Raw genomic sequence first — 4,519 nt, 5'->3', positions numbered from 1 at the left:
GTAGCATCGACGTGTCATTGAGCGTGAAACGGTCCGCCTCAAGGACCGCCTCCTCACCCATCTGAATAATCGACAGACCCGCCCGGTTATAGGCGCGCGCACCCGCCTCACTCACACTCAACGCCGCAGGAACCCAACCGTAACTACGCGCCTGGAGCATCCACTGCTCGATCGCGGCATCCCACGAATCAGGGTCACCCACCGGGTCACTCGACGCCAAACACACCGAACCCACCGAACGGTACGTAATCGCCGCCCTCTGATCCGGAGAGAAAATCACCTGCTTATCGCGACGCGTCGCAAAATAGGAGAGCGAATCATTGGCGCCATACTGTTGCAGCAGAGCGCGAATCTTCAGCTCCTTCTCACCGGTCCACGCATCCGGGGCACGGTAACCGCGCGCCAACAGGTACAGCGCCGCAACCAGTGAAGCGCCGTAACCGAAAGAGGCAAAGAAAGCCACCACGTCGGCAGCCCACACACCGGGATGCGTACGCTCAATACCCATGCCGTGCATGAGTAGCTCCCACGGGGTGATGGAACGCAATGGCTCCCACACACCAATACGGCAGAGGTACCAGAGCACCAGGGTAGTCAGCAGAATACCGCCAGCCGCCGTAGCAGCCGCACCCGCCCACGAGAGGCGACCAATGCGTGCTGGGAATGCTGAACGAATCGAGAAAAGGAACGGCACCAGCACACACGCAAACACGATGGAGAGAGTATCGACCGTCGAGGAGAAAATACGGTCCTTCGGCATAATCCCCGCGGGGAACGCCAGCGTGAAAGCGCTATGGGTTGCAATCAGTGCGCCCAGCACCTGAAATACGATAGCTGCAATGAGGGCAGCGCGCTTACGCACAATCAGTCCGGAAACCAGCACAATCATCGTAATGGCGCTGGGCAGAGTATGCGTGGAGGGAATATTCAGCAGGTCCGCGGTAACTTCCCACCAGGTGAAGCCGCGGCCGCGCCGCAGAGGAGAGATAATCCACGCAAACGTGGTCAGAAGCGCGGCAAAAGAATACACCCCGATGACCACGCGTGCTGACGTCTCTGCATACCTAGAAGGAGGCGCGGGTGCCTGCCTTGCTCGTGCTGTACGGCGACGTGAGGTAGTGCGGTGAGACATCATGATCAGCGAGGAATCGGGGTGTAGAGAAGGTACTGACCTTAGAGGTTTTGGCGGCTAGGCTTCAGCCTTCGGGTTACGGTAGGTGCCTTCGAAGACGTCGGGGATGCCGTTGTCGTCAGCATCCACGCTTTCCTTCTCAGCCAGGGCACGATAGTGCTTGTTGCGGCGAGACAGGATGGTTGCACCCACAATGGCTGCCAGAATAGAGCCGACGAGAATCCCAATTTTTGCGTCCTTGGCGTGCGCCGAGCCGTACGGGAAGGACAGCTCGGCCACCAGCAGGGACACGGTGAAACCGATACCAGCGGTTGCAGCCAGGCCGACCACGTCAATCCAGGCGATGTCCGGGTCGAGGTTAGCATTCTTGAAGCGGGTGACGAGCCAGGTGGTACCGAAAATACCTATAGTCTTACCGACAACCAGTGCCGCAATAATGCCGACCGCCACGGAGTCGGTGAGGGCGCGTCCGAGACCTTCAAAACCGCCCACAGCCACACCCGCGCTGAAGAACGCGAAGATCGGCACGCAGATGCCGGTAGAGAGGGGGCGGAAGCGGTGCTCTAGCACCTCTGCAAGTCCGTGTTCAGCCTGTGCCGCCTCGGAGCGAGCGGACATCTTCACGGGCACCAGGAAGCCGAGAATCACGCCAGAAATGGTGGCGTGAATACCGGACTCTAGGAAAAATGCCCAGGTGATAATGCCCAGGGGCAGCAGTAGAACCCAAGCGGCCAGGGGCTTCAGATGGAGCATGGTCTCACCGCGGTAGGCGATCAACGCGAAAAGGGCGAGGGGAATCAGATCGAAGAGCAGGTACTCGCCGTGGAAGTTATCGGTGTAGAAGATCGCGATAATGCAGATTGCGATCAGGTCGTCGACTACTGCCAGGGTCAGTAGGAAGACACGCATTGCCGAGGGGAGGAAAGTACCCACGGCGGCGAGAACAGACACCGCAAACGCAATATCGGTTGCGGTGGGGATAGCCCAACCATGTAGGGCGGTGGGGCTACCAAGGTTAATGGCCGTGTAGATAATAGCGGGCACTGCCACACCACCGAAGGCAGCCGCAATCGGCACAATAGCGGTGGAGGGCGACTTGAGGTCACCGAGCACGAATTCCTTCTTCAGCTCCAGACCGGTGAGGAAGAAGAAAACGACGAGTAGACCGTCTGCCGCCCAGGTACCGATGCTCATCTGCAGGTGGCTGAAGCCGGGGATGACCGGGCCGACCACGGTGTCTCGCAGACCAAAGTAGAAGGTGGAGGCAGGGGTGTTGGCGAGTACTAGTGCCAGCACCGTAGCAATCAACAGCATGGTACCGCCGACGGTTTCTGCACGCAGAATATCGGCTACGCGGCGTGAGTTGCTATAGGAGCCGCGGCTGAGGGTATCTGGATTGGTGTGTGTCATTCTCTCCTCTTTCTGCCACGGTATTATGTGGCATCTAAGGCTTTTAAGTTTACTCTGCACTGAATGAGTATTCGAGCACCCGCTGGCGGCTTTTAGCTCCTGGACGGTGCGATGCAATGATTTTTCGTGGTTTACATGCATAAACGTTCCGCCCTCTCCGCGTGGTGCGATGAGGGCGGAACGTTTAATATTTCTGCAGCTATTCTGCGCGGTTGACTAGTGCTCTAGTCGCGCGAATGCGAGATTATTCGCCTGCGATTGCGGGTGCGCCGGACTCCTGGCCGTGGTCGTCTGCCAGCTCGCGTGCAACGTAGTTCTCCAGATCGAAGAGGTTGCCGTTTGCGCGCTTCACGATGGTCACCAGGGTCTCCATGGTTGCAACTTCCTCAACCTGCTCCTTCAGGAACCAGAGGATGAACTGCTCGCCCAGTGCGTAGTTCTCAGCGCGTGCTGCGGAGAACAGTGCCTCGATCTGACCGGTGACGACCTTCTCCTGTGCCAGGGACAGGTCAACGATTTCCTGAACGTTCTCGAAGTCGTTCTTCACGGCGGGAACAGCGGGGATCTCGACCTTGTGGCCGCGGTCCAGCTTGTACTGAACCATCATGAGTGCGTGCTCGCGCTCTTCGAGGGACTGGCGGTAGAAGAACTTAGCCAGCTGGGGCAGGTCCTCACCGTCGAGCCAGATAGCCATGGACAGGTACTGGTGGGATGCTGCGAACTCGTGGCCGATCTGCTCGTTCAGAAGGTCGTAGAAAGACTTAGACATATGGTTTCTCCTTATATGGTGATTGCTTTTGGGCGCCGGGATGGCGCGGTGCAACCTGTTGATATTTATCGTACGGGGTGCTGTGGGGCGTGTACAGAGAGAAAAGGCTAATCGGTGGGGAAGATGAGGTACCCCTGACATATTGTCACCATTACCCTTAGTGTGGGTGACCTGAATACCACCTTTGGGATGGGTGGTATTGGGTGTGTTTCCTTGAGATTTCGCGGTTTAAGGAGGTGCTAGATACCTCAATCTCCCACGCATTGACACGAGGCGGCTTGTGCTCGGCAGCCGGTTATCCGGCGTTCCTGCACGGTATTCGAGGTGTAAAAATTTTTTTAAAATTCTTCGCATGTGGTGGTGGCTGGGGCTACTTGAGGCAGTTTTGGGGTCCCACGTGCCGTAGCGCTCGCGACTGCAAGAGGCTGTTAAAGAAATCTGTGAAAGAGATGAAACCTGTTAAAGAGATAAGGCACGTTCCCAATGGGGAATGTGCCTTATCTCTGATTCTCTCAACTCTCACCCGGGGTGGAGGAGGTTATTGTGCGGGGTATTCGCCGCGTTTTAGCGCATCAATGGAGATGACGTTTGAGGGGGTGTTGCCCAGGACTGCCTCGCCGATTTCTGCGAGGCGGTCAACCTGTTCGGCTGTGAGGTGGTCGAAAATCTGGCGGCGTACTTCGTTCACGTGGCCGGGTGCGACCTCCTGCACCTTCTGCTCGCCTGCGGGGAGCAGGTGACAGATGCTGACTCGGCGGTCTTCGGCACTGAGGGAACGGCGGACGTATCCGTCCTTCTCAAGGCGTGCCACGACGCGGGAGAGGCGTGCGGGTAGGGTGTTGGTGGTGATTGCCAGCTCGGTCATGGTGAGGGAATGATCCTTAGACTCGGAGAGCATTGCGAGCACCATGTATTCAACGAAGCTGATGCCGGCTTCGGTCTGCAGCTGGTTTTCCAGCTTGCGGGTGAGGGTGAAAATGATGGAGCTGATAAAGAGCCAGCCTTCTCGCTCCTGCGGGGAGAGCCACTGGATGGATTCGCTGTCTGCGGTATTGTCAGGCCGCTGCGCAGGCGTGGTTGGTGTGGACACGGGATTGGTTCCTCTTTTATCGGATATGGAGCTCCCTTTTTAAGGGGAGATGCGGTGTGTTGGCACCCATTGTAGCGAAAGGTCTTACTAGGTGACCCGAAATTGGTACGGTCAAGTA

General features: G+C 57.5%; 4 protein-coding genes. All 4 read right to left on the bottom strand.

Features of this window, described 5'->3' with window-relative positions:
* Positions 1 to 1,030 (bottom strand): phosphatidylglycerol lysyltransferase domain-containing protein (locus tag Q0216_RS00755; protein WP_298592126.1); only part of this gene is annotated, 1,030 nt, incomplete at its 3' end.
* A gap of 159 nt (positions 1,031 to 1,189) precedes the next feature.
* Entirely contained in the window at positions 1,190 to 2,542 is a 1,353-nt protein-coding gene (gene nhaA / locus Q0216_RS00750) for a Na+/H+ antiporter NhaA (RefSeq protein WP_298592123.1), read from the bottom strand.
* Positions 2,543 to 2,786: 244 nt separating this feature from the next.
* A complete protein-coding gene (locus Q0216_RS00745) occupies positions 2,787 to 3,311 on the bottom strand; it encodes a ferritin (RefSeq protein ID WP_298592120.1) in 525 nt (174 codons plus the stop codon).
* Positions 3,312 to 3,849: 538 nt separating this feature from the next.
* On the bottom strand, positions 3,850 to 4,401 hold the full coding sequence (locus tag Q0216_RS00740; RefSeq protein ID WP_298592117.1) for a MarR family winged helix-turn-helix transcriptional regulator: 552 nt from the start codon (positions 4,399 to 4,401) through the stop codon (positions 3,850 to 3,852).
* Positions 4,402 to 4,519 lie beyond the last annotated feature (118 nt).

The organism is uncultured Rothia sp. (assembly GCF_937976295.1).
Lineage (GTDB): Bacteria > Actinomycetota > Actinomycetes > Actinomycetales > Micrococcaceae > Rothia.
The sequence above is the reverse complement of the archived record's forward strand: the minus strand, read 5'-3'. Positions and strand labels throughout refer to the sequence as shown.

Excerpts from the sequence above, each read along its gene's own strand:
- nhaA (WP_298592123.1), bottom strand. The coding sequence starts at position 2,542 with ATGACACACACCAATCCAGATACCCTCAGCCGCGGCTCCTATAGCAAC.
- Q0216_RS00745 (WP_298592120.1), bottom strand. The coding sequence starts at position 3,311 with ATGTCTAAGTCTTTCTACGACCTTCTGAACGAGCAGATCGGCCACGAG.